Origin of the sequence: Arthrobacter sp. TWP1-1, from assembly GCF_049897845.1 — a bacterium.
In the GTDB taxonomy this organism is placed as follows: domain Bacteria; phylum Actinomycetota; class Actinomycetes; order Actinomycetales; family Micrococcaceae; genus Specibacter.
Map to the genome: position 1 here is coordinate 1 of NZ_JAFCXC010000011.1, position 25,220 is coordinate 25,220.

Consider the following 25,220-nt stretch of genomic DNA (forward strand, 5'->3'; position numbering starts at 1 on the left):
CAATCGACACCCCACCACACACCAGATCAACAAACTCCGTGCGGGTGTTCGGGGCAAACAACTTGACCATGAAACGCTCCATCTATCAGAGCGTTGCAACCACCATATGAATTTGCCAGTGGAACATCGGCATCAACTGTACGTTCGGCGAGGAGTTTCATGCCTTGCGCTAGATCGTGGCTGCGACCTCTGCGGCCGAAGGGTACGCGGTTTGCGTGCCCTTCTTCGTTGCGGCCATGGCTGCTGCGACTGATGCATAGCGGGCGGCCGCCACGAGGGTGTCACCAGCTGCAAGGCGTGCGGCAACTCCGCCCGTGAAGGCGTCGCCCGCTCCCGTGGTGTCCACAGCGTCCACAACCGTGGGCGCAATGCGAACCACCGGCTCGGCGGTGTTGGTGGAATCCAGCACCACCGAGCCGGCAGCACCCAGCGTGAGCAAAACTTTGTGCAGTCCGCGGCCAGCAAACGCGCCAACGGCGCCAAGCCACTCATCCACGGGGGCATCCTCGGCGGGCATGGCGAAGCCGCCAAGGAACTCCGAGGCTTCGTGCGCGTTGACGAGAAGGACATCCGTCAGCTGAGCCAACGCATCGGCGACCGGGGCGTACGGCGAGAGATTCAGCAGGACTGTTGCTCCGGCGTCGTGCCCGGCCTGAGCGGCGGCCTGAACAGTGTCAAGCGAGACTTCAAGGCACAGGCACACTACGCCCGCGCCGTCGAACACGGCCGGGTCCATGTCCGCGGGGGACAGGGTTGCGTTGGCGCCGGCAGAGATGATGATGCTGTTTTCGCCGCGGCCATCGACCGAAATGACGGCAACACCGGTGGGCTCGGAAACGCGCCGAACATGGCTCACATCCACTCCGGCACCGGCCGTTGAGGCCACGAGCATGTCGCCATTTGCGTCATTTCCTACGGCGCCAATCAGCGTCACCTGCCCGCCCAGCTTGGCCGCCGAGACAGCCTGATTGGCGCTCTTGCCGCCGGGATTCACGGAAAAACCGTTGCCATGCAGGGTCTCTCCGGGGGAGGGGAGCCGCTCGGTGTAAATGGTGAGATCGGCGTTCAGGGAACCGGCAACAACAATCCGGGAGTCGTTCATGAAGCTACCTCGGCATCAATGGGCTTGGGGACGAGCAGGGAGGCGGCAAGGGCTGCGGCAGTGATGATCATGGCAACCACCACCACTGTCAGGTAGGAGCCCTGTCCGCCCAGCGGAGCCGTGGCCACCAGGATGGCCGGAAGCACCAGGAAGCTGAGCCCGGCGCCGAGGTTGAAGGCGCCGGCGTTCATGCCGGGCAGGAAACCGGGATTTCCCTCGGGGGAGAGCACCACGCCAAGACCGTTGAGCATGATGTTCACGGTACCGGCGTACATGATGCCCAGCAAGACCGTGCCGGTGATCATCATGGGCAGGCTGTGCAGGCCAAGGAAACCGATGATCGCCAGAGCCGCAACGCTACCCAACAGGCCGATGCGCAGCATCTTCGTGTACCCGAGCACAGGGGCAAGGCGTCCGGTGATGGGTCCAAAAACCCAGCCAAGGAGGGCGTACGGGGTGAGGATGAGCAAGCTCATCTGAGTGGCTCCGATGTTGAAACCGGGGTCGGCCGCCTGAACGTAGGCCGGAACAATACCGTTAATGACGGCGAAGATGCCGGTCATGGTCAGCATGGTGGTCAGCAGCGGTGCCCAGGTGGAGCGCCGTCGGAGGTGAACAATTTCCACCATTGGCTGCGCGGTGACCTTTTCCACCTTCCAGAAAGCCATGAACGAGACAACGGAGACCAAGGCCAGCGCAAGTGAGGCCACGAGCGGGACCGTGGTGATGCCACCCACCAACTTCGTGGCCTCGTTCAGGGCTGTGAGTAGTGCGCCCACGGCGATAACGATGAACAACACGCCAAGCCAATCCATGCGCGTTCCCTCGCCGGGCTTGCTTTCGCCCGCCAGAACGAAGAGCAGCACAATCGCGACGGCCGCGATAACCACCATGAGCCAGAAGATGCTGCGGAAGCCAAAGTGTTCGGCAAAGTAGCCGCCCACGAAGGAGTCAATGCCCGCGATGCCGCCGTTGACTGCGGTGATCAGGCCCATGAGCGCGCCGTACTTCTTGGGGTCCTTCACGGCGGAGTGGAGCATGATCAGGCACAAAGGCACCGTGGGTCCGCTGACGCCCTGGATGATGCGGCCAACAAAGAGCCACGTGATGTCAGGGGCCAGTGCGGAGATGACGGAGCCGAGGCCCATCATGACCATCATGCCGATGAGAACCTTCTTACGCCCGATGATGTCGCTCAGGCGGGGAAGGAACAAGGAGAAGACCGCTGCTGCCGTGAAAAACCAGGTTTGAGACAGGCCAATAGAGGCCTGGCTGGCGTTGAGTTCCTCGCCCATCGTGACAAGGGCGGGGCTGAGCATTGAGGCGTTGAGCTGGAAAGCCACGCAGGCCGTCAGCAACGCCACCATAAGTGCCGTGACGTTGCCGGACTTCCTCAGGGTTGGCGACAAACTCACGCGTCTACCTCGCCAATGCGCACGAGAGCGTCCGTGACCATGTCCCAGAACTTCTTGTGATCCAGTGTCACGGCTACGGAGGTCTTGCAATCTGCCGGAGCCGGGGCACGGAAATCCGCCACGGTCATGCCCAGCGTCAAGGTGCCTGTGAGCTCAATGTCAACGGGCACCTTCACCGTGGTCATGACCGTGGGGTCGATGACGTAGGCCACGGCGCACGGATCATGAACCGGCGGGAAGTCAAAGCCCTGCGCGTCCTTGTACGTCTTGGCGAAGAAGTCCATCAGCTCCATGACGAACTTCGCCGGCTTGGTGCCCACGGCGTCGATCGCGGCAACAACCTCGTCGGTGGCCAGCGCCTGGTGGGTCAGGTCGAGGCCAACCATGACAACGTTCCAGCCTGCGTTGAACACAATGTGCGCAGCTTCGGGATCGATCTTGATGTTGAATTCGGCCACGGGGCTCCAGTTGCCCACGTGGTAGCCGCCGCCCATGAGGACAACTTCCTTCACGCGTTCAACGATGCGCGGTTCCTTGCGGGCGGCCATGGCGATGTTGGTCAGTCCGGCCGTGGGCACCAGGGTGATGGTGCCCGGTTCGTGGGACATCACGAGCTCAATGATGAGGTCGACGGCGTGGCGCGGGTCAAGCTCGATCGCGGACTCGGGCTGTTCCGGGCCGTCCATGCCGCTTTCGCCGTGAATGTCCGGCGCGGTGACAATGTTGCGCACCAGCGGGCGGTCGCAGCCGGCGGCGAACGGAACGCCGGTGATGCCCGCGATGGTGCCAACGCTCAGGGCGTTGCGGGTTACTTTTTCAAGGGTCTGGTTTCCCACCACGGTGGTCACCGCCAGCAGCTCAATATTGGGGTTTCCGTGTGCCAGCAGCATTGCTACGGCGTCGTCATGGCCCGGGTCGCAGTCAAGGATGATCTTGCGGGGCCCATTATCTGACAGCTCGGGGGCTGTAGCGGGGCTCTCGGATAGGACTTCGGGGTTCACTTGTTTCTCCACGTCGTTGGGGTGGTCCCGGAAATCCGGGGGTGGTGCGCAGGATTTAGTCTGGCACCCGGCTCCACCAACGTCAAGCGCTTAACGTGGGATGCTTCAAGAGCTTGAGCTCCTGCCTTTTCAGCAAACTCCCAAACCCGGCTATACGATCTATTCATGCGTTCCCCAGCAAGCCGCCCACCGTCCAGCAACGCGACGCGCAATCCGCCAACACAACGAGTTACCGCCGCCATGGTGGCCGCCCGCGCCGGAGTTTCGGCTGCCACGGTATCCCTTGTGACCAGCGGGAAGACGGCTGGGCGGGTTTCTGGTGAAAATATCGCCAAGGTCGAGGAGGCTATCGCCGCGCTTGGCTACGTTGTTGACGGGTTGGGCAGCTCATTGGCCAAAGGGCGCAGCGACATTGTGATCCTGGTGGCCCCGGATGTCTCCAATCCTTTTTATGCCAAGGTCATTGCCGGTGTGCGGGAAGCCATCGGCAAGGATTTCCAGCTGTTGGTGTCCGTCACGGATGCCGGGCAGACCCCGAAACCTGGAGATGTCAGGAGACTGCTGGCCCTGCGACCGGCCGGGTTGCTGGTGGATGCGCCCAGTTCGAAGTTCCTTGAGGAGCTTCGGGTGCCGGATCCCATGGTGCTGCTCGACGCCGCCGGGATTGCCAGCGATGCTCCATCCGTAAACTTCGATGTGGCCCAGGGGGCCCGGCTGCTGGCTGGGCATCTCGCCGGACTGGGTCACCGCAAGGTTGCCTACCTGGACAGTTCAACGGGAACGGACACGTTCCAGGTTCGCCGCGAAGCGTTTGGCGCGGCGGCTGCCAAGTTAGGCCTTGAGGTAGTGGCCAAGGCCTCCGTAACCATCGACGTCGGAGCGGCCGCGCGCGCCTTCACCCAGGCTTGGGCGGGGTGGTCTGCGAAGGGGGTCACCGCCGTCGTCTGTGCCACGGATACGCACGCCTATGGTGTCCTGCAGGAGGCGCGAGTTGCCGGTGTCGCCGTTCCCCAGACGCTGGCCGTCACGGGTTTTGACGATTTGCCGTACTCGGCGTCATCCAACCCGGCACTGACCTCGGTCCATTTGCCGGCGTTTGAAATGGGGCGGCTGGCTGGGAAGCAATTGCTGGCCCTGATCTCCGGCGATGAAGTAGCGCTGACGCAGCTAACTCTCGAGGCGAGCCTCGTGGTGCGCGGCTCGACGCAGGCGCCCTCAGCTATGTGATTTTCACCGGTTCGGGGTGTAATCAGCGCCTTTAATGCTGACACGGAGGGTTCACCCAGATTCACCATCTAAACTGGTATCTCGTGAGCGCAGAAAATACCCTGACCCCTGAATCCAGTGACGTCTCCGAGCAAATGCTTGTCCGTTTGGATAAGCGTGCCAAATTGCTTGAACGGGGCGAACAGGCCTACCCGGTTGGGGTTGGCCGCACCCACACGATTGAGGAAATTCGGGCCAAGTACCCGGACCTCGAAGCTGATACCGCAACGGGTGAAATTGTTGGCGTGAGCGGCCGCGTTGTGTACGTGCGCAACAAGGGCAAGCTGTGCTTTGCAACTATGCAGTCCGGGGACGGCACGCGTCTTCAGGTGATGCTTTCCTTCGCCAACGTTGGCGAAGATGCCTTGGTGGGCTGGAAGTCACTCGTTGACCTGGGTGACCACGTGTTCTTCAAGGGTGAGGTCATTAGTTCCCGCACCGGCGAGCTTTCCATTATGGCCAGCGAATGGTCCATGGCATCCAAGGCACTGCGCCCGCTGCCCGTGCTGCACGCCGAGCTGTCCGAAGAGATGCGTGTTCGCCAACGGTATGTTGACCTGATTGTCCGTGACGATGCGCGCCGCCAGGTTCGTGCACGCTCTGCTGTTGTCAAGGCGATCCGCGACACCCTCCACGGCGAGGACTACATCGAGCTGGAAACGCCGATCTTGCAGCTGATTCACGGCGGCGCCTCGGCCCGTCCGTTCCGAACGCACCTCAACGCCTTCGATCAGCCCATGACGTTGCGCATCGCCATTGAGCTGTATCTCAAGCGTGCGGTAGTTGGCGGCATGGACAAGGTCTTTGAAGTGGGACGTATTTTCCGCAATGAAGGCGTTGATTCAACGCACAGCCCCGAATTCACCATGCTTGAGGCATATGAGGCATATGGTGATCAATTCACCATGGCTAAAACAATGCAGCGCATTATTCTTGCCGCAGCTGACGCCCTTGGCTCACGGGTAATTGAAACTGATCACGGAGCTATCAACCTCGATGGCGAGTGGCCCTGGCTGCCGGTTTATGAGGGTCTTTCCAATGGCGTTGGCCGTGAGATTACTCCGGAAACAACCGCCGAGGAACTGCGTGCAATTGCCGCTGAACGGGATATCAAGATTGATCAAGCTTGGGATGCCGAGAAGCTTGTCACCGAACTGTTTGGTGAAATAGTTGAACCTACACTTATTCAGCCGACATTTGTTTGCGATTATCCGCCGTCGGCCCAGCCATTGGCCCGCCCGCACCGCGATAAGCCAAATCTGATTGAAGCCTGGGATCTTATTATTGACGGCCGGGAAACCGGAACCGCTTTCTCTGAACTCGTTGATCCGGTAATTCAGCGCGAGCGTCTGACTCAGCAGTCACTGGCCGCCGCGGCTGGCGATCCTGAGGCAATGCAGCTTGATGAGGACTTCCTGCGTGCCCTGGAATACGGCGCACCGCCCATGGGTGGTCTGGGGTTGGGTGTGGACCGCTTGGTTATGCTCTTCACTGGAGTTGGCATCCGTGAAGCAATTCTCTTCCCGTTGATGAAACCCGAGTAGGAGCGGCACGGTTATGGAATATGTAGCAGTTATTCTGCCTTCAATAGGCGTAGGTGCCCTTTTCTACTTTGCTATGAAGGCAATATTTAATGCGGATCGCCACGAACGTGACGCTTTGGCTCAGGCCGAACGCGATGCGGATTCGAAGGCCGAGCGCGACGGTTAAAGATTAGTCGCTGCATTGGACTTTGACGTGAATGAATTTTGCCACCATAATTTGTCATGAAGTATTCACCAATACTATGTGAGGCGATTAATCACCATGGCACAGAAAATTCATGTCACACTCGTGGATGATATCGATCAGAGTCCGGCCGAGGAGAATATTACCTTCGGCTTGGATGGGATCAATTATGAGATTGACCTTTCGGCGGAGAACGCGCAGGCATTGCGCGATGCATTGAGTAAATTCATTGCTTCCGGACGCCGCGCGGGTGGCCGTGCCGTTCGCGGACGTGGGCCGGCTGCAGCTGCAGCAACCAAGGGCAGCAGCGATGTTGCCGAGATCCGCTCATGGGCACGCGAGAACGGGTATGACGTCCACGAACGAGGCCGCATCCAGGCTGAAATTCGCGACGCTTACTACGCCGCACAGGGCTAACACCTGGGGCTAACGTACGGCAAAGCTATGGCGGGACCTCCACTTGGGGAGAGGTCCCGCCGTCGTTCTTTAATCACGAAAGCACGGACTTGAGTGATATTGCTATTTCCCCTGTGGCGAACACGCCCCCATGAAGGCCGGGTACTGCGTAGCATCAAAGTACGCAGTAAAAGGAGTGTGGCGAAATGTTTGAGCGATTTACTGATCGAGCCCGACGTGTTGTCGTGCTGGCCCAAGAAGAGGCCCGCATGCTCAACCACAATTACATTGGCACAGAGCATATTCTGCTCGGCCTCATCCACGAGGGTGAGGGTGTTGCAGCCAAGGCCCTGGAGTCCTTGAACATTTCCCTAGACGGTGTCCGGGAACAGGTTCAAGAGATTATTGGACAGGGACAGCAGGCCCCCAGTGGCCACATCCCGTTCACTCCGCGCGCCAAGAAGGTTCTTGAACTTTCACTGCGTGAAGCCCTGCAACTGGGCCACAACTACATCGGCACCGAGCACATTCTGCTCGGGTTGATCCGTGAAGGTGAAGGTGTTGCCGCGCAGGTGCTGGTGAAGCTAGGTGCTGATCTGGGCCGTGTGCGACAGCAGGTCATCCAGCTGCTCTCCGGCTACCAAGGCAAGGAACCTGTTGCCAGCGGCAGCCAGCAGCCCGAGGGAACTCCCGCCGGCTCGGTCGTTTTGGACCAGTTTGGTCGGAATCTGACCCAGGCTGCGCGCGAAAACAAGCTTGACCCCGTTATTGGGCGCGAGCACGAGATGGAACGCGTCATGCAGATCCTCTCTCGCCGCACCAAGAACAACCCTGTTCTCATTGGTGAACCCGGTGTGGGTAAGACAGCTGTTGTTGAAGGTTTGGCCCAGGCCATTGTGCGCGGCGACGTGCCCGAAACCATCAAGGACAAGCAGCTGTACACCCTTGACTTGGGTTCCCTGGTGGCCGGTTCGCGCTACCGCGGTGACTTCGAGGAGCGCCTGAAGAAGGTCCTGAAGGAAATCCGCACCCGCGGGGACATCATCTTGTTCATCGATGAGATCCACACGCTGGTCGGAGCAGGTGCTGCCGAAGGCGCTATCGACGCTGCCTCCATCCTCAAGCCCATGCTGGCCCGCGGTGAGCTGCAGACCATCGGTGCCACCACACTGGATGAGTACCGCAAGCACATTGAGAAGGACGCCGCTCTTGAGCGCCGCTTCCAGCCCATTCAGGTTCCGGAGCCCACAGTTCCGTTGACCATTGAGATCCTCAAGGGCCTGCGTGACCGCTACGAAGCACACCACCGTGTGTCCATCACCGACGGTGCACTGACGGCTGCGGCAACGCTTGCCGATAGGTACATCTCCGACCGTTTCCTGCCGGATAAGGCCATTGACCTGATTGATGAGGCCGGTGCACGTCTGCGCATTCGCCGCATGACTGCTCCTCCGGAGCTCAAGGCCATGGACGGCGAAATTGCCGCCGTCAAGAAGCGCAAAGAAGACGCCATCGACGCCCAGGACTTTGAAGGCGCCGCGTCGCTGCGCGATGACGAGCAGAAGCTCATCACCGCACGCGCCGATAAGGAACGTTTGTGGAAGTCCGGAGGCCTCGATGAGATTTCAGAGGTTGACGAGGACCTGATCGCTGAAGTTCTGGCGAACTCCACGGGCATCCCGGTCTTCAAGCTGACCGAGGCCGAGTCCACGCGTCTGCTGAAGATGGAAGATGAGCTGCACAAGCGTGTCGTGGGCCAGAACGAGGCCATCAAGTCCATCTCGCAGGCTATTCGCCGGACGCGTTCGGGTCTGAAGGATCCCAAGCGTCCCGGTGGATCGTTCATCTTTGCCGGCCCCACGGGTGTTGGTAAGACCGAGCTGGCCAAGGCACTAGCGGAGTTCCTCTTTGGTGACGAAGATGCGCTTATCACGCTTGATATGTCTGAGTACTCGGAAAAGCACACGGTTTCGCGCTTGTTCGGTGCCCCTCCCGGATACGTTGGCTACGAAGAAGGCGGCCAGCTGACCGAGAAGGTCCGCCGTCGTCCGTTCTCCGTCGTGCTCTTCGACGAGGTGGAGAAGGCGCACGCCGATCTCTTCAACTCCTTGTTGCAGATCCTCGAAGATGGCCGTCTGACCGACAGCCAGGGTCGCGTGGTGGACTTCAAGAACACCATCATCATCATGACCACGAACCTGGGTACGCGTGATATCTCCAAGACGGTAGCCACCGGTTTCCAGTCGGGCCCCGATACGCAGACCGGCTACAACCGGATGCGTTCGCGGGTCACGCAAGAACTCAAGCAGCACTTCCGCCCCGAGTTCTTGAACCGTGTCGATGACGTTGTGGTGTTCCCGCAGCTGACTCAGGACGAGATCATCGAGATCGTGGACCTCATGGTTGCCCGCCTAGAGAGCCGTCTGGCTGACAAGGGCATGGGCATCGAGCTCACTCCCGCGGCCAAGATCCTGCTCGCCACCAAGGGTTACGATCCCGCGATGGGTGCCCGGCCGTTGCGCCGCACCATCCAGCGCGAGATCGAGGATCACCTCTCCGAGAAGATCCTGTTCGGCGAACTCAAGGACGGCGACATCGTCACCGTTGGTGTTGAAGGCGAGGGCGACGACGCTAAGTTCACTTTTGTGGGCACGGCCAAGCCGCACATCCCCGAGGCACTCACGGCGTCGGCCTAAGGTTCCTCTGTAATAACGTACGGCAGCGGCACCCTCCCACACGGGAGGGTGCCGCTTTCTTTTTCGCGGAACGGAAGCGGGAAACTGCCGTTCGTGCCGCCAGATTCAACAGTGGCAGCCAAGAGTCATAGACTAAAACGGTGACTTCCGATACCACCGCCCCCGTAATTGTCCTCCGAGCCGCCCGTACCTCCGACGTCCACGCGATCAAGGACCTGGTCGCACCACTGGCGGAGAGACGAATCCTGATCTCCAAGGAATCGGTGACGTACTTTGAGGCGATCCAGGAGTTTCTGATCGCCGAAGTTGACGGCGAGATCGTCGGATGTGGTGCGCTCCACGTCATGTGGGAGGACCTCGCGGAAATCCGGACCCTGGCAACCGCAGACTCGTGGCGTGGCAAGGGAGTTGGCCGCGCCGTCGTGGAGAAACTGCTGGAGAACGCCATGACGCTGGGCGTGAACAGGGTGTTCTGCCTGACCTTCGAGGTGGACTTCTTTGTCCGCAACAACTTCACGGTCATGGCGGATCAAAGCGCCGTGGATCCGGCTGTCTATTCCGAACTGCTGCGCTCAGCCGATGAAGGCATAGCTGAGTTCCTGGATCTGGCGAGGGTCAAGCCGAACACTTTGGGCAACACCCGGATGATCCGCCAACTCTGAGCATCCTTTGAACCTGCCGTCATCCCTACCAACCGGGAACGCTCCCGGGTAGGGTTCAAGTGGGGCCGGACCCAAACCGGCTTGCTACTTTCGGTTGTGCGATTCGGAGGGTTACGGCATGAAAAAGCTCATAAATGATCCCAGAACAGTTGTCGATGAAGCAGTGGAGGGGTTTGGCCAGGCACATGCCGGTCACGTAAAGGTAAACCCGGACCCGCTATACGTAACGCGTAAGGATGCGCCGCGCGAAGGCAAAGTTGGCCTGGTTTCAGGTGGCGGCAGCGGGCACGAACCGCTCCACGCCGGCTATGTTGGCTACGGCATGCTGGATGCGGCCGTTCCCGGCGCCATGTTCACTTCACCGACACCCGACGCCATCATTCCAGCAACCATCGCGGCCAACGCTGGCGCAGGCGTGGTTCACATCGTGAAGAATTACACAGGCGATGTCCTGAACTTTGAAACCGCGGCTGAAATGGCCCAGGCCGAAGGTGTGGAGGTCCGTACCGTCCTGGTGAACGACGACGTCGCCGTGGAAGATTCGCTGTACACGGCCGGGCGCCGTGGCGTTGCCGGCACAGTGCTTGTCGAGAAGATCGCAGGTGCCGCCGCCGAGCGCGGCGACAACCTCGACGCCGTGGCGGCCATCGGCAACAGGGTCAACGACAACGTGCGCAGCATGGGCGTTGCACTCTCCGCCTGCACCGTTCCCCACGCCGGGGTGCCCAGCTTTGAGCTCGAAGACAATGAAATCGAGATCGGCATCGGCATCCACGGCGAACCTGGCCGCCATAAAATCCCGATGGAAAACGCCGACGGCATCACCGCTCGCCTGCTTGAACCGATCCTAGCCGACCTTGCACCGGTAGCCGGGGACAAGGTGCTGCTGTTCGTGAACGGGATGGGCGGGACCCCTGCCAGCGAGCTGTACATCGTGTACCGGGCGGCCGCAAAGCTCCTTGAAGCGGCCGGTCTGGTGGTTGAGCGTTCACTCGTTGGCAACTACATCACGGCCCTTGAAATGCAGGGTTGCTCCCTTTCGGTGCTTCGCCTGGACGATGAAATGACCGAGCTGTGGGACGCGCCCGTGAACACGCCGGCACTGCGATGGGGGATGTAAATGGGAGATTCAACACTGGATGTTGTCTGGGCTGTCGACTGGTTGCGCAGGAGTGCCGCGGTGGTGGCTGAAAATCGGATGGCCCTGATCGAGCTGGATCGTGCCATTGGCGACGGCGACCACGGCGAGAACATGGATCGCGGCTTCACAGCCATCTTGGAGAAGCTCGACGCCGAACCGCCCGCCACCCCGGGGGCCGCCTTCAAGCTGGCCGCCATGACCCTGATGTCCAAGGTGGGCGGGGCCGCCGGGCCCCTGTATGGGACGGCATTCCTGCGCGCAGCAACAACCGTGGGGGACGCCGTCGAACTTGATCCCGCAGCGCTGGCCGCAGCGTTGGGTGCAGCCCGCGACGGTGTGGTTGCCCGAGGGAAGGCCGAGGTGGGGGAGAAGACCATGATTGACGCCTGGACTCCCGCCGTTGACGCTGCTGCCGCAGCCGCAGCCTCCGGTGCGGAACCGGCCGCTGTATTAGCTGCCGCCGCCACGGCAGCGGAGGCCGGTGCGGTTTCCACCGACCCGCTCATTGCCAGGAAGGGCCGCGCCAGCTATCTGGGTGAGCGTGCCATTGGCCACCGTGACCCGGGCGCCGCCTCCTCGGCCCTGATCCTTCGCGCGGCCGCACAGGCAGCGGGGGTGAACGCATGAGCGTCGGACTCGTCATCGTTTCCCACAGCGCCCAGCTCGCGGCCGGAGTGGTTGAATTGGCCGCCCAAATGGCTCCCAATGTTGCTCTGATTCCTGCCGGTGGCATGGACGACGGCGGCATCGGGACTTCGCTGGAAAAGGTCATGAACGCGCTCGGGCTGGCAGATACCGGGGACGGTGCCGTGGTGCTCACGGATCTTGGCTCGGCCGTTATGACGGCTGATGCGGCACTTGAATTCATGGGTAACCCCGAGACGGTGCGGCTTGCCGATGCGCCCTTGGTTGAGGGTGCTGTGGCGGCGGCCGTTGCGGCCCAGTCCGGAGCATCCCTTGACGTGGTGTGCAAGGCCGCCGAGACGGCCCTGCAGGTTCCGGCAGCAGGCCCGCCAGCGTCGGCGGCGTCGGGAGCTGCATCCGGTGTCGACCTTGTCCCGGGCGGGGGCCGAGACGGGGAGGCCGTGACAGCTGTGCTCACCTTGATCAATCCCATGGGCCTGCATGCCAGGCCGGCCGCAGTTCTCGCGGGGGAGTTGGGCGCCATGGACGTGGAAATTGACATCAACGGGGTGGACGCGCAATCGGTCATGATGCTGATGACTCTTGGCGCGGCGCAGGGCACCGAATTGAACGTTAGCGCAACCGGACCAGACGCGAAACGTGCCGTGGAATTGGTGCGCAGCGAAGTAGCGGCGGGCTTCGGCGAACTCTGACCCCTCGCGGACGAACGGACCGGCATTTTCCGGCGACTATCCGACGCGTCGGCCGCGGGCGGCCTTTGGCGTCTCCTTTACGTCGCCTACAAAAATGCCGGCTCCGTCCGCCGCTGGTCGAGCTTGTCGAGACAGGATCTCGACAGGCTCGATCACCGCGGCAGGTGATAGCCCGTATCTGAAAGCTGGGCCAGGCCGTCGGTCACCAAACCGGCAAGGGCGCGTTCAAGTTGGGGTGCATGCGTGTTTAGATCATGCAATTTACCCAGCGCTGGCGCTACTTCTACATGTTCCTTCGCCGCAGCGGCGTCCCAAAAGAGGTCAGCGTGGACAGGTGAGCTGGCAGCACGCAGCACGGCCATCACGGCACCGCGAACCTGCCGGTCGGTGCCAGCCCACGGCTGCCCCTTTGGGATGTAGGTGGGCTCGGGCTGGCCGGCGGCGATCCACGCACACTTGTCCAGGACGGGGCAGTCGGCGCACTTGGGGCTTCTCGCTGTGCAAATGAGCGCACCCAATTCCATGACGGCCGCGTTCCAAAGAACCGATTGCTCAGTATCCTTGGGAAGCAGATCGGCAGCAAGGGACATCTCAGCGGCGGTCAGGGCAGGCGCCGGAAGTGCCTGACCGATGACTAAGCGGGCGTGGACGCGACGGATGTTGGTATCCACGACGGTTGTCCGGCGGCCAAAGGCAAACGCGGCTACCGCAGCCGCCGTGTAACTGCCGACCCCGGGAAGCGTCAGCAATTCCTCGTAGTTGTCTGGCACAGCGCCGTCATGTGCAGAAACGATCTGCCCGGCCGCGGCATGCAGGCGCAGCGCACGACGGGGATAGCCCAGCTTGCCCCAGGCGCGGAGTACGTCGGCTGGCGGGGCGGCGGCAAATGCGGCAGGGGTTGGCCAACGTTCCAGCCATTCCTCCCAGATGGGGCGCACCCGAACCACGGGCGTTTGCTGGAGCATGATCTCGCTGACAAGGATGCCCCACGGCGAACAATCGCCACGCCACGGCAGGTCCCTGGCTTCGCGCTGGAACCAATCCTGGATTTCGGTGTACACCCATTCTCCTTATTCATTGCAAGTGCCATGTTTGCCAAGGTCCGTCTCACGGCCCGAACAGCAATTCAACTCTAGGCCACACACCCGGCCGCAACTTCAGCGGTGTGTGCATCCTCAAATCTTGTGCGCGGCGTGGTTTTTCATGGGTGGCGCTGCCCTTAGATAGTCTTGGGAGGTGGGAACAACAGGAAAGACCGGCAAGGGCAAGGCCTCTTCGCCGAAGCCTGCCCGGAAAACGCCTCGCGTTTCCCCCAAGGTCATGCGACGCCGCAGGGTCATGGCCGTTGTCATCGCGCTGTTGGTCATCGGCGGGCTCGTTGCAGCCGGCCTATATATTGCCAGTCTGTTCGGTACGTCCGCCACGAACGACGCCGGGACTGACCAGGGTGCCAGCGGCAGCTCTGCGGCGCCCAAGGATGCGGCGAAACCTGGCACCGCGCCGTCGGCCGTGTGCGACGAGGCCGGCATCAAGGTGAGCGCTGCGGTGAACAAGACCTCATTCGGGGCCGAGGAGCAGCCCGTACTGACCTTGCGCGTGACTAATTCCGGGAAGGCGCCGTGCGATATCAACGTTGGCACGAGTCAGATGGAATACGTGATCACCAGCGGTGAGGACATCATCTACAATTCCAAGAATTGTCAGCTGGATCCCACCGACCTGGTCAAGAACCTGGCTCCGGGTGCCTCGGAGTCGGCCAATATGGTGTGGAAGGTCAAGCGCAACGCCCCTGATTGTGCCGCTGTTGTGAGTGAGCCGGGGCGTGACGGTGCCACATATGCGCTTGTTGCTACTCTCGGCAAGTGGTCCAGCGAGAAGGTCACGTTCACGCTGCAGTAGCGGTTCGTATTCCGGTTTAGAGGAAGCGGTCCAACAGGCTGGCTTCGGCAATGCGCGAGAGTCCTTCGCGGACATTGCGGGCGCGCAGCTCACCAATGCCATCAACCATCATGAGATCGTCGATCGTGGCGGCCATGAGGTTCTGCAGGCCACCAAAGTGGTCAACAAGACGCCCAGCCACGGCGCGAGGAACGGCCTTAAGTCCCGAAACCAAGCGGTAACCGCGGGGCTGAATGATGTTGTCGAGGGCGTCGTTGCCGCTGGCCAAGCCAACGACACTGGCGATAAGGTTCAGATCAATCAGATCAGCCTGATCGATCTCCTCAAGGGCCACGACTGCCGCTTCAACGTCAGTTGTCTCCGGATCCGTGTAGTCGCGGATGACGGTATCGGCGCCGCGCGTTGTTGAGAGCTCCTCCAACTGCAACGAGAGGAGCCGGCCATCAACGCCGAGCTCAAGGACATACTGGGCGATTTCCTCGGAAATGCGACGCACCATCTCGTGGCGCTGCAGGGTGACAGCGACGTCGCGCACGGTAACCATGGCTTCAATTTCAAGGGCGGAGAGCGAGCTCGTCACCTGATCGAGGCGGGCACGGTAACGCTCCAACGTGGCCAGGGCCTGGTTGGCGCGGGCCAAAACCTTCTCGGAGCCCTCCAAGACATAGCGCAACCCGTCAACGTACAAGGCAATGATCTGCATCGACTGGCTGACCGAGACAACCGGCACGCCCGTCTGGATGGCAACACGTTCTGCCGTTCGGTGGCGGGTACCGGATTCCTGGGTTTCAATGCTTGGATCGGGCACCAGCTGGACGGCCGCGCGCAGGATCTTTGTAACGTCCTTGTCGCACACAATTGCGCCGTCCATCTTGGCCAATTCACGCAAGCGGGTGGGTGCAAAATCGATGCCGATCTCGAAGCCACCCGAGCAGAGACTTTCCATCTGCTTGTCGAAACCAAGCACAATCAACGCACCCGTGCGTCCTCGAAGGATTCGTTCCAGCCCGTCACGCAGCGGCGTTCCCGGCGCGACACGGGCAAGAGTGGCCTTGAGAGCCTCTTCGGGGCTGCGAAGCATGGGCAGTTCCTTCTTTTCAAGCGCGGGAATCCGCACAAGTCACAATGCCCATGATAGTGCGAAGTGTGCACTGTTACCGGCTGGCAGGGCCATAGGACAGGCCGATCTTGATCGATCTGTGTCCTTTTGGCTAGGTAACTCCCCGCTATAGCCGGGGCTCAGGGGAACCATGGAGGATGACCTCGGTGGCTTCTGCGATGTGCTCGATTTCTTTGACCGTGAAATTGGGTGGAATTTCCCCGGGTCCGTTAGGGCTTTTTGGCACCAAGGCGTGGGTGAATCCCAGCCGGCTGGCCTCATGAATGCGCTGGTTGATGCCCGGCACCGGACGGACTTCACCGGCAAGACCCACCTCGCCAAAGGCAACCATTTTGGCGTGGACAACCTTGTTGGTTTTAGCGGACACAATGGACAAGGCCACCGCAAGGTCCATGGCAGGTTCACTCAGGCGGGCACCGCCAACCGTTGCAACATAGCTGTCATCGGCATCCAAACGGAGCCCGGCCCTTTGCTGCAGGACGGCCAGCAACATGCCGATGCGCGTGGAATCCAATCCACTGACAGTTCGCCGCGGTTGTGAACCCACGGACGGGGTCAGCAGGGCTTGAACCTCGGCCAGCAGCGGACGGCGCCCCTCCATGGTTACAGTGATGCACGTTCCGGATACCGGTTGTGAAGTTCGGGAGGTAAACAGTCCGCTGGGATCGGCAAGACCCTCAATGCCGTCGTCGGTGAGGTCGAAGCAGCCAACCTCGTCGGTCTGCCCGTACCTGTTCTTCACTGCTCGCAGGAGGCGCAGTCGGGAGTGCCGCTCGCCGTCGAACTGGCAGACAACATCGACAAGGTGTTCCAGCAATCGTGGACCGGCGATGGAGCCGTCCTTGGTCACATGGCCCACCAGCAGGGTTGTCATGTTCAGGCGTTTGGCGGCGGCGATGAGCGAGGCCGCAACCTCGCGCACCTGCGACACTCCGCCAGCAGCGCCGTCGACCATTGCGCTACTGAAGGTCTGTACCGAGTCAACGATCAACAGCGCCGGCTGCACGGCCTCGACTTGCCCAAGGGCCGTCCCAAGATCGGTTTCCGCGCCCAAATACAGGGTGTCCGCAACGGCGCCAATACGTTCGGCTCGGAGTTTGACCTGTGCGGCGGATTCCTCCCCGGTCAGGTACAGCACTTTTTGGGGCTCCCGCCCGTGGTCATTGCGGGCAAACTTTGCCGCAACGTCCAGCAGCAGGGTTGACTTGCCGACGCCGGGTTCCCCAGCCAGCAGGATCACGGCGCCCGGGACCATGCCGCCGCCCAAAACGCGGTCCAGTTCCGGTACGCCAGTGAGGTTGTGGGCCGCCTTTGAGGCGTCTACTTCGGAGATCAGCTGGGCAGGACGGATCACTGTGGTGGCAGCCGTTGTTCGCACAACAACTGTGCCGATTTCCTCCAGGGTGCCCCACGCCTGGCATTCACCACAGCGACCAACCCATTTAACGGCCGTCCAGCCGCATTCGGTGCAGCGGAAGTTTTGCCCGGTGTTGGTCTTTGCGCTTTTTGTTGCCATGACCTAAGCCTATCGCCGGGGTCTGACAATCTTTTTTCAGAGCTTCTCAGTTCGGTGGGCTCTTCAGTTCACTGAAGCGTTGGCAGCAGTGCCCTTGCCTCATCTGGGTCCATGTCGGCCGCTTCCAAGAGGTCCACCATGAGGGTGCGGAAGAGCAGGACCACCGTTTCGCCCTCCATGCGTGTGATCTCCAGGTCCCGCGGGTGGAGTCGGATGGCAATGTCGGCAAGGGAATCACGGGCGTGCCTCATGGTGGTGTGGGCCTTGGCTCCTGAAACGGCCGCGGCAAGCTCATCCACCGCCGACGCCGTTTGTCCCAGTACCTCGGCCAGGTGCACGGTGCCAGCATCCGATAGCGCCGCATTGTTGATGACGCTGGCGAGCCTTCGGGCTAGCACCCGGCTGGAGCGCATGGCGTAATCCACGCGGATCATGAGCCTTGCCATGCCCTCGACCTCCTGCAAATGCCGCCTGTACATCGGAGCGAGCTTGGCGATCTCCACCGATCCGCGCAGGCCTTGGCGCATGCGATCGATCCGCGGTTGTTGGCTGCGGGCACGAACCAGGGCATGCCATGCGGTGGTGGAATCGTTGTAGGAAAGTGCCGCCGCGCATTCACGCAATACCAGGGATAGTTCGGCTAAGACCTCCCTGAGGTCGTCCCTGGGCTGTCGGCGCGGATCCCTGGGAATCAGGAATGTGGCAGCCAAGGCAAAACAACCACCTACGACGGCGTCAATGCTGCGGGAGAATGGCCCGCCTTCCGGGATGGGGAGCAAGACCACAAGGAGGGACTGTAGGGCCAGCTGGGTGGTAAAAATCGCACCGCTGTCCAAAAACCGGGCCAACAAAATGGACAGAAACACCACGAGGGCGGCCTGCCAGATTCCGGAGCCGAGCCAATGCAGCAACATGTCGCCCACGGCGATGCCAATGGTGCATCCAACACCCACCTCAAGAACCCGCCGCAAACGGGGATCACGGGTAAATCCCAAGGCGACAATGGCGCTGGTGGCGGCGAACAAGGGGCCATGGTGGCCCAGTACCAACTCGGAGAAGTAGTAGGCGCCTACGGCACAGACGGCGATCAACAGGGCATGGAACACCGAGTTCGCGCTGCGGCGCAGGCCTAAACGCGCACGCCTCTTTAGGAACAAATACGTGGCGGCGGCCCGGGCGGGCTCTGCCTGCGCAGACTCTGGCATGGGAACCAGTCTATGCGCGAAGAGCGGCCTCCCTGCATCTATGAACTGCAGGGAGGCCGCGCTCTTGAAATGCTCCGGATACCCGGGAGTGGCCGATGAGTCTAGCTGGCCGTGTTAGTCGTGTTTGTCGTGTTAGTCGAGATCTTCGTTCAAGCGGGCCAAGAGTTCCGCCAAGCGGAGAACTTCGACGACGTCCCACTGGGAGAGCCTGTCAAATAAAAGTTGACGGGCACCCGCCTGTGTTGATTCGTAGCGCTCGTGTGCCTCAGGTGTCAGCTCCACGATCATTGCCCGGCCGTCAGTAGGGTCCGCTGTGCGGGAAATGAGCCCAAGCTCTTCCAATTGCTTCAATAGGCGGCTGACTACAGCCTTGTCGGCATCCAACTGCTGCGCCAGCTTCACCTGGTGCATTGATCCGCAACGCGAGAGGAGCATCATGGCCGAAAAGCCCATTGGCTTCAGATCCGGGTGGATGGATGCCGCCCGAACTGCGATGCTTTTCCGGGCCCGGACAAGAAGGGTTCCGATCTGCTGCTGAGTGACCTTTATGGCCTCGGCCATGTCGGCTTCATCAGCGGGACCCTGCGGAAGCAGAGAGGGCGTACTCACCTGCGCGCCGTTAGCTCTTCGGCGCCCGGGGTGACGGCCACGGATGCTTCGCTGACGTCAACGAGGATATGTTCGGCTTCTTCAAGTGGGGAGCCCTGGCTGGTAGCTTCGGAATCGCTCTTTGCCCGCTGGTCACGGGTCTGGTTGCTCAATTCAAGATTCGGCAGGAAGACGATGGCCAAGATCGTCAAGATGCTCAACGGGGCCGCCACAAAGAACACGTGGGCGACGGCGTCGCCGTAAGCGGATTCGATGATCACGCGTACGGAGTCAGGCAGGGTATGGACCGCGGGGATATTCCCACTGGCCAGGGCCGCGCCAATTGCCTGGCCCTTCTCGCCCAGCGCTGCAAGGGCTGACTGCATTTCGGCGGCCTTGCTGCCGATCAGATCGGCAACCTTGGTTCCCATGAGTGCGCCCAAAACCGAGACGCCGATGGTTCCACCGAGGGAGCGGAAGAAGGCGATGCCGGAGCTTGCCACACCAATTTCCTTCGGGGTTACGGCGTTCTGGACGATCAACACCAGGTTCTGCATGACCATACCCAGGCCTGCGCCAAGGATGAACATGTACAAGGAAACGAGGATGAAGTTGGTGTTGAAGTGGATGGTGCCGAGCATGAAGAGGCCCACCAGCTGCAAGACGGAGCCGATGACCATGATGGCCTTCCACTTGCCGTGCTTGGAGATCAGTGCCCCGGCAATCGTGGAGATGATCAGCAGGCCCGCCATCATGGGGATAGTCATCAGACCGGACTGGGTGGCGTTGGCGCCACGAGCGAGCTGCATGTACTGGGCCAAGAAGACCGAGGTGCCGAACATTGAAACGCCCACGGAGATGGAGGCGACAACGGAGAGTGTAAAGGTGCGGTTCTTGAACATAGTCAGCGGGAGGATCGGCTCGGAAACCTTGAGTTCCACGAAGACAAAGGCGATCAGGGCAACAACTGCGCCGCCGACCATCAGGAAGCTGGAGGCGCTGGCCCACTCAAACTGGTTACCGGCCAGGGAGACCCAGATCAGCAACAGGGAGACGCCAGCCGAGAGCAGCACGATGCCGACGTAGTCGATGGAAACCTTGCGCTTAGCCTGTGCCGGAAGGTGCAGGGTCTTCTGGATCAAGATAATGGCAACCACAGCGAACGGCAGGGCTACGAAGAAGTTCCAGCGCCAGTTGATGGCATCGGTGATGAATCCGCCAATCAGCGGGCCACCCACGGTTCCCAAGGCCATGACGGCACCGAACAGACCCATGTATTTGCCGCGCTCACGCGGGGAAATGATGTCGGCCATGACGATCTGAGTCAGGGCAGTCAAGCCGCCGGCACCCAGACCCTGGAAGACGCGCATGGTAATGAGCATCGAAGTGTCCTGCGAGAAGCCGGCAATTGCAGAGGCCAGTACGAAGATCACGAGCGAGAGCTGCAGGAGCAGCTTACGGTTTGTCAGGTCAGCGAGCTTGCCCCAGATGGGGGTGGAAACGGTGGTGGCCAACAAAGTGGCCGTGACTACCCACGTGTAGGCGGTCTGGCCGCCATGCAGATCCGAGAGGATGACAGGAAGCGAGGTGGAGACAACGGTTCCGGCGAGGATCGAGACGAACATGCCCATGAGCAAACCGGTCAGGGACTGCATCACCTGACGGTGTGTCATGCCCGATTCGGACAGCGCGGGGGCGGCCTTCGCGGTGGTGGATTTCTGGGACAAAAGGACTCCAAGGACGTGGTTCAAGTTGGTTGATTAATGTCAACTATATTCAATTAGTTGCTTCAGGACAACTAGTTTGGCTGTGACGTGCATCAAGCTTGGGGGGCTGGCTTGCCGATGGTGGTGGCAAATGGTGCCCCAAAAGCGGGACGGATGTGACCGGCGTCGCCCTTAATTTTAAAGAATCCCCACAGCGTTAACCTTCTGTTCACCTAGTGCGGGGTGTTGCTTCACTTCAGCCTTTTACTGTCAAGGAGTAATGAATCGAAAGCAACCCATCGAAGAGGTATATAGCGTGAAGGCACTTCACATTGGCCGCGTGGCAGCAGTTCTCACCGTCGGCGCACTGGCACTGACAGCTTGTGGCACCGACAACGTAGTGTCCACCGGCAACGGCGGAACCTCGGCAGCAAGCAACGGCGCTGCGGTAACCGGCACCTTGACCGGCACCGGCGCCAGCTCCATCTCCGCAGCCATGGACGCCTGGAAGGCCGGATTCGAATCCGCCAACTCCGGCGCCAAGATCCAGTACTCCCCGGAAGGCTCCGGCGCAGGCCGTAAGGCCCTCATTGCCGGCGCGGTTCAGTTCGCCGGCTCGGACGCTTACCTCAAGGACGAAGAGCTCGCCTCCGCCCAGGAAAAGTGTGGCACCGACGGCGCCATCAACATCCCCTGGTACATCTCACCGATCGCTGTTGCGTTCAACATCGAAGGTGTCAAGGACCTCAAGCTCGACGCCGACACCATCGCCAAGATCTTCCGCGGCGACATCAAGAACTGGAACGACGCAGCCATCAAGGCAGCCAACCCGGATGCAACCTTGCCGGATCTGGCCATCACGCCCGTTCACCGCTCGGACAACTCCGGCACCACCGAGAACTTCACTGACTACCTGGCGGCGGCAGCCTCCACCGTCTGGACCGACAAGAAGTCAGGCGACTGGCCCGAAGCGCTGCCCGGCGAAAACGCCAAGGGCACCTCCGGCGTCGTCAAGACCGTCACCGAGACCCCCGGCGCCATCACCTACGCTGATGATTCAGCCGTCACCGAAACCCTCGGCAAGGTTGAGCTGAAGGTTGGCGACGCTTACGTTCCCGTTACGGCAGAAGCTGCAGCAATCGCCGTTGACGCCGCAACCGTTGTTGAAGGCCGCTCGGCCAACGACCTCTCCTTGAAGCTGGATCGCAAGACCACCGTTGCAGGCGCCTACCCGGCCGTCCTGGTTTCCTACGGCGTGTTCTGCGCGGCCTACCCTGACGCTGCCACAGCTGATCTGGTCAAGGCCTTCGGCACGTTCGTCCTCAGCGAGGATGGCCAGAAGCAGGCCGCGGATGCCGCCAAGAGCGCCCCGCTGTCAACCGAATTGGCCGCCAAGGCCAAGACGGCGCTTGACTCCATCACAGTCGCCGCCAAGTAAGCGACTCAAAGTAAGCGTCAGTAGAAAGTACTAGATTGTCCACCACAAAGCTCGTACCCAAAGCGGGAGCTGGGCAAGCCGGGTCAGGTCGCATCGGAGATAAGGTCTTCTCCGGTGCGGCCTTGACCGCCGGTGCGCTGATTGTTGCCGTGCTGTTTGCCGTGGCCCTGTTCCTGATTATTCAGGCCCTGCCAACCTTTAGCGCGGCATCCGCCGACATCACCGGAGGCGAGGGGTTCTTCTCCTACATCCTCCCGATCGTCATTGGCACGCTCATTGCAGCGACCATCGCCCTGCTCATCGCCACACCAATTGGTGTGGCCGTGGCCTTGTTTATCTCCCACTACGCACCCCGCAGCCTTGCTCGCGGGCTGGGCTATGTGGTGGACCTTCTGGCAGCCATTCCCTCGGTTGTCTACGGTGCCTGGGGCGCAAGCTTCCTGGCCTCGAACTTGAAAGTCCCGTACCAGTGGCTCGCCGAAAACGCTGGCTGGATCCCCATCTTTGGCGGCCCAGCCTCCGGTACCGGTAAGACCATTTTGACCGCCGGCATCGTCCTGGCCGTCATGGTGCTGCCCATCATTGCCTCACTTACTCGTGAGATTTTCCTGCAGGCACCCATGCTGCACCAAGAAGCGGCGTTGGCGTTGGGCGCCACCCGGTGGGAAATGATCCGTATGGCTGTTCTGCCCTTTGCTCGTGGCGGCATCATCAGCGCCGTCATGTTGGGACTGGGCCGTGCACTCGGTGAGACCATGGCCGTAGCGCTTGTACTCTCCTCCGGCCCGTTGATCGCTTCTCTGATCCGCTCCGGAAACCAAACCATCGCCGCAGAGATTGCCCTTGACTTCCCCGAAGCCTTTGGCCTGCGCATGCACGAACTCATTGCCGCCGGCCTGGTGCTCTTCCTCATCACGCTCGCGGTCAACATGGTGGCCCGCTGGATCATCAACCGCCACAAAGAATTCTCGGGAGCCAACTAATGGCCACGCTCATGACCGAACGCAAGCGCTCCGCCCTGACCCGCGGTCGCCTCCCGCGCTACACCCCGTACGTGATCGCCGTAGCCGCAATTATTGTGGCAGCAGCACTCGTCTCCCTAGTCGGCTTCAATGTCTTTGGCTGGGCCGTGCTTTCAGCTGTGCTGTTCGCCGCCGGTAACGTCACAAGCGCCGCCGTCGTTGAGGGCCGCCGCAGGGCAACTGACAAGCTGGCCACCTCGCTGGTAGTCGGCGCATTCCTCGTAGCCCTGCTGCCGCTGATCTCGGTTATCTGGACGGTTCTGGTCAACGGTGTTCCCGGGCTGATGGCACCGGGCTTCCTGACAAGTTCCATGAACGGCGTAACCGGGGCCGTGGACAACGCGTCCGTCAAGGACGGAACCCCCGTGGTTGGCGGTGTCTACCACGCGTTGGTTGGCTCCGTCTTGATCACCCTGTGGGCCACCATCATCTCGGTCCCCGTTGGTCTGCTCACCTCCATTTACCTGGTGGAATACAGCGCCGGAAACCGCTTCTCGAAGGTCATCACGTTCCTCGTGGACGTCATGACAGGCATTCCCTCGATCGTCGCAGGCCTGTTCGCAGCAGCCTTCTTCGCCATGATCCTGGGGCCGGGTACCAAGAATGGGCTGGTTGCCGCCGTTGCGCTTTCCGTGCTCATGATCCCGGTGGTTGTGCGCTCCAGCGAGGAAATGCTCAAGATTGTGCCCAACGAACTGCGCGAGGCTGCTTACGCCCTCGGTGTTCGCAAATGGCGCACCATCGTCAAGGTGGTCATTCCCACGGCCATCTCGGGTATCGCCTCGGGTGTCACCCTTGCCATTGCCCGTGTCATTGGCGAAACCGCGCCACTGCTGGTCACCGCCGGGTTTGCAACGACCATCAACATGAATGTCTTTGCCGGGTGGATGTCCTCGCTGCCCACGTTCATCTACACCCAGATCATGACGCCGACCTCGCCGTCGAACGCCGACCCGTCCACCCAGCGTGCCTGGGCTGCCGCGTTGCTGTTGATCATCCTCGTTATGCTTCTGAACCTCGGTGCCCGCCTCGTGGCCAGCCTGTTCGCGCCGAAAACCGGCCGCTAAATTCTTGTGAAAAAGGAACTCTAGTTATGTCCAAACGTATCGATGTCAGTGACTTGAATGTTTACTACGGCGACTTCCTCGCCGTCGAAGACGTCAACATCAACCTTGAAGCCAAGTCAGTAACAGCCTTCATCGGCCCGTCCGGCTGCGGCAAGTCCACCTTCCTGCGCACGCTCAACCGTATGCACGAGGTTATCCCCGGCGCCCGCGTCGAGGGCAAGGTCCTGCTTGACGGCGACAACCTCTACGCCGACGGCGTGGATCCCGTGACGGTCCGCAGCCAGATCGGCATGGTCTTCCAGCGGCCCAACCCGTTCCCGACCATGAGCATCCGCGACAACGTGCTGGCCGGCGTGAAGCTGAACAGCCGCCGCATGCCCAAGTCCGACGCCGAGGCCCTGGTTGAAAAGTCGCTCCGCGGCGCCAACCTCTGGAACGAAGTCAAGGACCGGCTCGAGAAGCCCGGCTCTGGTCTCTCCGGTGGACAGCAGCAGCGCCTGTGCATCGCCCGCGCCATCGCCGTCTCACCCGACGTGATCCTGATGGACGAGCCCTGCTCCGCACTTGACCCGATTTCGACACTCGCCATTGAGGACCTCATTAACGAGCTCAAGGACGAATACACGGTGGTGATCGTTACGCACAACATGCAGCAGGCTGCCCGCGTCTCGGACAAGACCGCGTTCTTCAACATCGCCGGCACCGGCAAGCCCGGTAAGCTCATCGAGTTCGCCGAGACCACCACGATCTTCAACAACCCGAGCGAAAAGTCCACGGAAGACTACGTCTCCGGCCGCTTCGGGTAACAGTTCTTTTCAACGCACGACGTCGGGGCCCCCCCCGGTGGGGGGGGGCGCGGGGGGTGGGGGGGGGGTGTGTGTGTGTGGGGGAAAAAAGTGTGGGCGAGGGGGGAGG

The 25,220-nt window shown here is 61.2% G+C and carries 23 protein-coding genes; 14 read left to right on the plus strand and 9 right to left on the minus strand.

The features are described 5' to 3' along the window. Positions 1-169: 169 nt before the first annotated feature. From ACP7B9_RS15765 to ACP7B9_RS15775, 3 genes are read right to left on the minus strand one after another with little or no spacing between them, the layout of a single operon-like run. A complete protein-coding gene (locus ACP7B9_RS15765) occupies positions 170-1,102 on the minus strand; it encodes a ribokinase (protein WP_425864916.1) in 933 nt (310 codons plus the stop codon). Next, positions 1,099-2,469, minus strand: coding sequence for an MFS transporter (locus ACP7B9_RS15770; RefSeq protein WP_425865029.1), 1,371 nt, complete (start codon positions 2,467-2,469; stop codon positions 1,099-1,101). The genes ACP7B9_RS15765 and ACP7B9_RS15770 overlap by 4 nt, the downstream gene beginning before the upstream one ends. A gap of 44 nt (positions 2,470-2,513) precedes the next feature. After that, on the minus strand, positions 2,514-3,473 hold the full coding sequence (locus tag ACP7B9_RS15775; RefSeq protein WP_425865030.1) for a nucleoside hydrolase: 960 nt from the start codon (positions 3,471-3,473) through the stop codon (positions 2,514-2,516). 285 nt (positions 3,474-3,758) lie between these two features. Between ACP7B9_RS15775 and ACP7B9_RS15780 the strand changes: the two genes are divergently transcribed. From ACP7B9_RS15780 to dhaM, 9 genes are all read left to right on the plus strand, one after another. Continuing rightward, on the plus strand, positions 3,759-4,745 hold the full coding sequence (locus ACP7B9_RS15780) for a LacI family DNA-binding transcriptional regulator (protein WP_425865031.1): 987 nt from the start codon (positions 3,759-3,761) through the stop codon (positions 4,743-4,745). Between the two features lie 134 nt (positions 4,746-4,879). Beyond that, the gene (gene lysS, locus ACP7B9_RS15785) at positions 4,880-6,328 is read left to right on the plus strand and encodes a lysine--tRNA ligase (RefSeq protein ID WP_425865032.1); all 1,449 of its coding nucleotides are present in this window, start codon (positions 4,880-4,882) and stop codon (positions 6,326-6,328) included. 13 nt (positions 6,329-6,341) lie between these two features. Then, positions 6,342-6,494: a hypothetical protein gene (locus ACP7B9_RS15790; RefSeq protein WP_425864918.1), complete on the plus strand. Its 153-nt coding sequence runs from the start codon at positions 6,342-6,344 to the stop codon at positions 6,492-6,494. A gap of 96 nt (positions 6,495-6,590) precedes the next feature. After that, a complete protein-coding gene (locus ACP7B9_RS15795; RefSeq protein WP_425864920.1) occupies positions 6,591-6,929 on the plus strand; it encodes a histone-like nucleoid-structuring protein Lsr2 in 339 nt (112 codons plus the stop codon). A gap of 185 nt (positions 6,930-7,114) precedes the next feature. Then, positions 7,115-9,604, plus strand: a complete 2,490-nt coding sequence (locus ACP7B9_RS15800) for an ATP-dependent Clp protease ATP-binding subunit (RefSeq protein WP_425864922.1) — start codon at positions 7,115-7,117, stop codon at positions 9,602-9,604. Positions 9,605-9,744: 140 nt separating this feature from the next. Then, positions 9,745-10,266 carry an amino-acid N-acetyltransferase gene (locus tag ACP7B9_RS15805; RefSeq protein WP_425864923.1) on the plus strand — a complete coding sequence of 174 codons (522 nt, stop codon included), beginning with the start codon at positions 9,745-9,747 and terminating at the stop codon, positions 10,264-10,266. Positions 10,267-10,384: 118 nt separating this feature from the next. Beyond that, a complete protein-coding gene (gene dhaK / locus ACP7B9_RS15810; protein WP_425864924.1) occupies positions 10,385-11,386 on the plus strand; it encodes a dihydroxyacetone kinase subunit DhaK in 1,002 nt (333 codons plus the stop codon). After that, positions 11,387-12,034, plus strand: a complete 648-nt coding sequence (gene dhaL / locus ACP7B9_RS15815) for a dihydroxyacetone kinase subunit DhaL (protein ID WP_425864925.1) — start codon at positions 11,387-11,389, stop codon at positions 12,032-12,034. Beyond that, entirely contained in the window at positions 12,031-12,744 is a 714-nt protein-coding gene (gene dhaM, locus ACP7B9_RS15820) for a dihydroxyacetone kinase phosphoryl donor subunit DhaM (protein WP_425864926.1), read from the plus strand. The genes dhaL and dhaM overlap by 4 nt, the downstream gene beginning before the upstream one ends. Before the next feature lie 152 nt (positions 12,745-12,896). Here the strand turns inward: dhaM and ACP7B9_RS15825 are convergent, their stop codons facing one another. Next, entirely contained in the window at positions 12,897-13,805 is a 909-nt protein-coding gene (locus tag ACP7B9_RS15825) for an A/G-specific adenine glycosylase (RefSeq protein ID WP_425864927.1), read from the minus strand. A gap of 175 nt (positions 13,806-13,980) precedes the next feature. Here ACP7B9_RS15825 and ACP7B9_RS15830 point away from each other — a divergent pair, with 175 nt between their 5' ends. Further along, the gene (locus ACP7B9_RS15830) at positions 13,981-14,643 is read left to right on the plus strand and encodes a hypothetical protein (RefSeq protein WP_425864928.1); all 663 of its coding nucleotides are present in this window, start codon (positions 13,981-13,983) and stop codon (positions 14,641-14,643) included. A 16-nt stretch (positions 14,644-14,659) separates the two neighbouring features. Here the strand turns inward: ACP7B9_RS15830 and disA are convergent, their stop codons facing one another. The 5 genes from disA to ACP7B9_RS15855 all read right to left on the minus strand — a co-directional run bounded on the left by disA (position 14,660) and on the right by ACP7B9_RS15855 (position 20,745). Further along, positions 14,660-15,724, minus strand: coding sequence for a DNA integrity scanning diadenylate cyclase DisA (gene disA / locus ACP7B9_RS15835; protein ID WP_425864929.1), 1,065 nt, complete (start codon positions 15,722-15,724; stop codon positions 14,660-14,662). A 145-nt stretch (positions 15,725-15,869) separates the two neighbouring features. After that, entirely contained in the window at positions 15,870-17,279 is a 1,410-nt protein-coding gene (gene radA / locus ACP7B9_RS15840) for a DNA repair protein RadA (RefSeq protein ID WP_425864930.1), read from the minus strand. Between the two features lie 68 nt (positions 17,280-17,347). Next, complete coding sequence (locus ACP7B9_RS15845) at positions 17,348-18,484, minus strand: FUSC family protein (protein ID WP_425864931.1); 1,137 nt, start codon at positions 18,482-18,484, stop codon at positions 17,348-17,350. A gap of 132 nt (positions 18,485-18,616) precedes the next feature. After that, positions 18,617-19,093, minus strand: coding sequence for a MarR family winged helix-turn-helix transcriptional regulator (locus ACP7B9_RS15850; protein ID WP_425864932.1), 477 nt, complete (start codon positions 19,091-19,093; stop codon positions 18,617-18,619). Next, complete coding sequence (locus ACP7B9_RS15855; protein ID WP_425865033.1) at positions 19,090-20,745, minus strand: MDR family MFS transporter; 1,656 nt, start codon at positions 20,743-20,745, stop codon at positions 19,090-19,092. The genes ACP7B9_RS15850 and ACP7B9_RS15855 overlap by 4 nt, the downstream gene beginning before the upstream one ends. A gap of 349 nt (positions 20,746-21,094) precedes the next feature. Here ACP7B9_RS15855 and pstS point away from each other — a divergent pair, with 349 nt between their 5' ends. From pstS to pstB, 4 genes are read left to right on the plus strand one after another with little or no spacing between them, the layout of a single operon-like run. After that, positions 21,095-22,216 carry a phosphate ABC transporter substrate-binding protein PstS gene (gene pstS, locus ACP7B9_RS15860; RefSeq protein ID WP_425865034.1) on the plus strand — a complete coding sequence of 374 codons (1,122 nt, stop codon included), beginning with the start codon at positions 21,095-21,097 and terminating at the stop codon, positions 22,214-22,216. Between the two features lie 35 nt (positions 22,217-22,251). Beyond that, positions 22,252-23,199: a phosphate ABC transporter permease subunit PstC gene (gene pstC, locus ACP7B9_RS15865; RefSeq protein WP_425864933.1), complete on the plus strand. Its 948-nt coding sequence runs from the start codon at positions 22,252-22,254 to the stop codon at positions 23,197-23,199. Further along, entirely contained in the window at positions 23,199-24,305 is a 1,107-nt protein-coding gene (gene pstA / locus ACP7B9_RS15870; protein WP_425864934.1) for a phosphate ABC transporter permease PstA, read from the plus strand. Before pstC ends, pstA begins: the two co-directional genes overlap by 1 nt. Before the next feature lie 26 nt (positions 24,306-24,331). Continuing rightward, positions 24,332-25,111, plus strand: a complete 780-nt coding sequence (gene pstB, locus ACP7B9_RS15875; RefSeq protein ID WP_425864935.1) for a phosphate ABC transporter ATP-binding protein PstB — start codon at positions 24,332-24,334, stop codon at positions 25,109-25,111. The last annotated feature ends 109 nt before the right edge of the window (positions 25,112-25,220 follow it).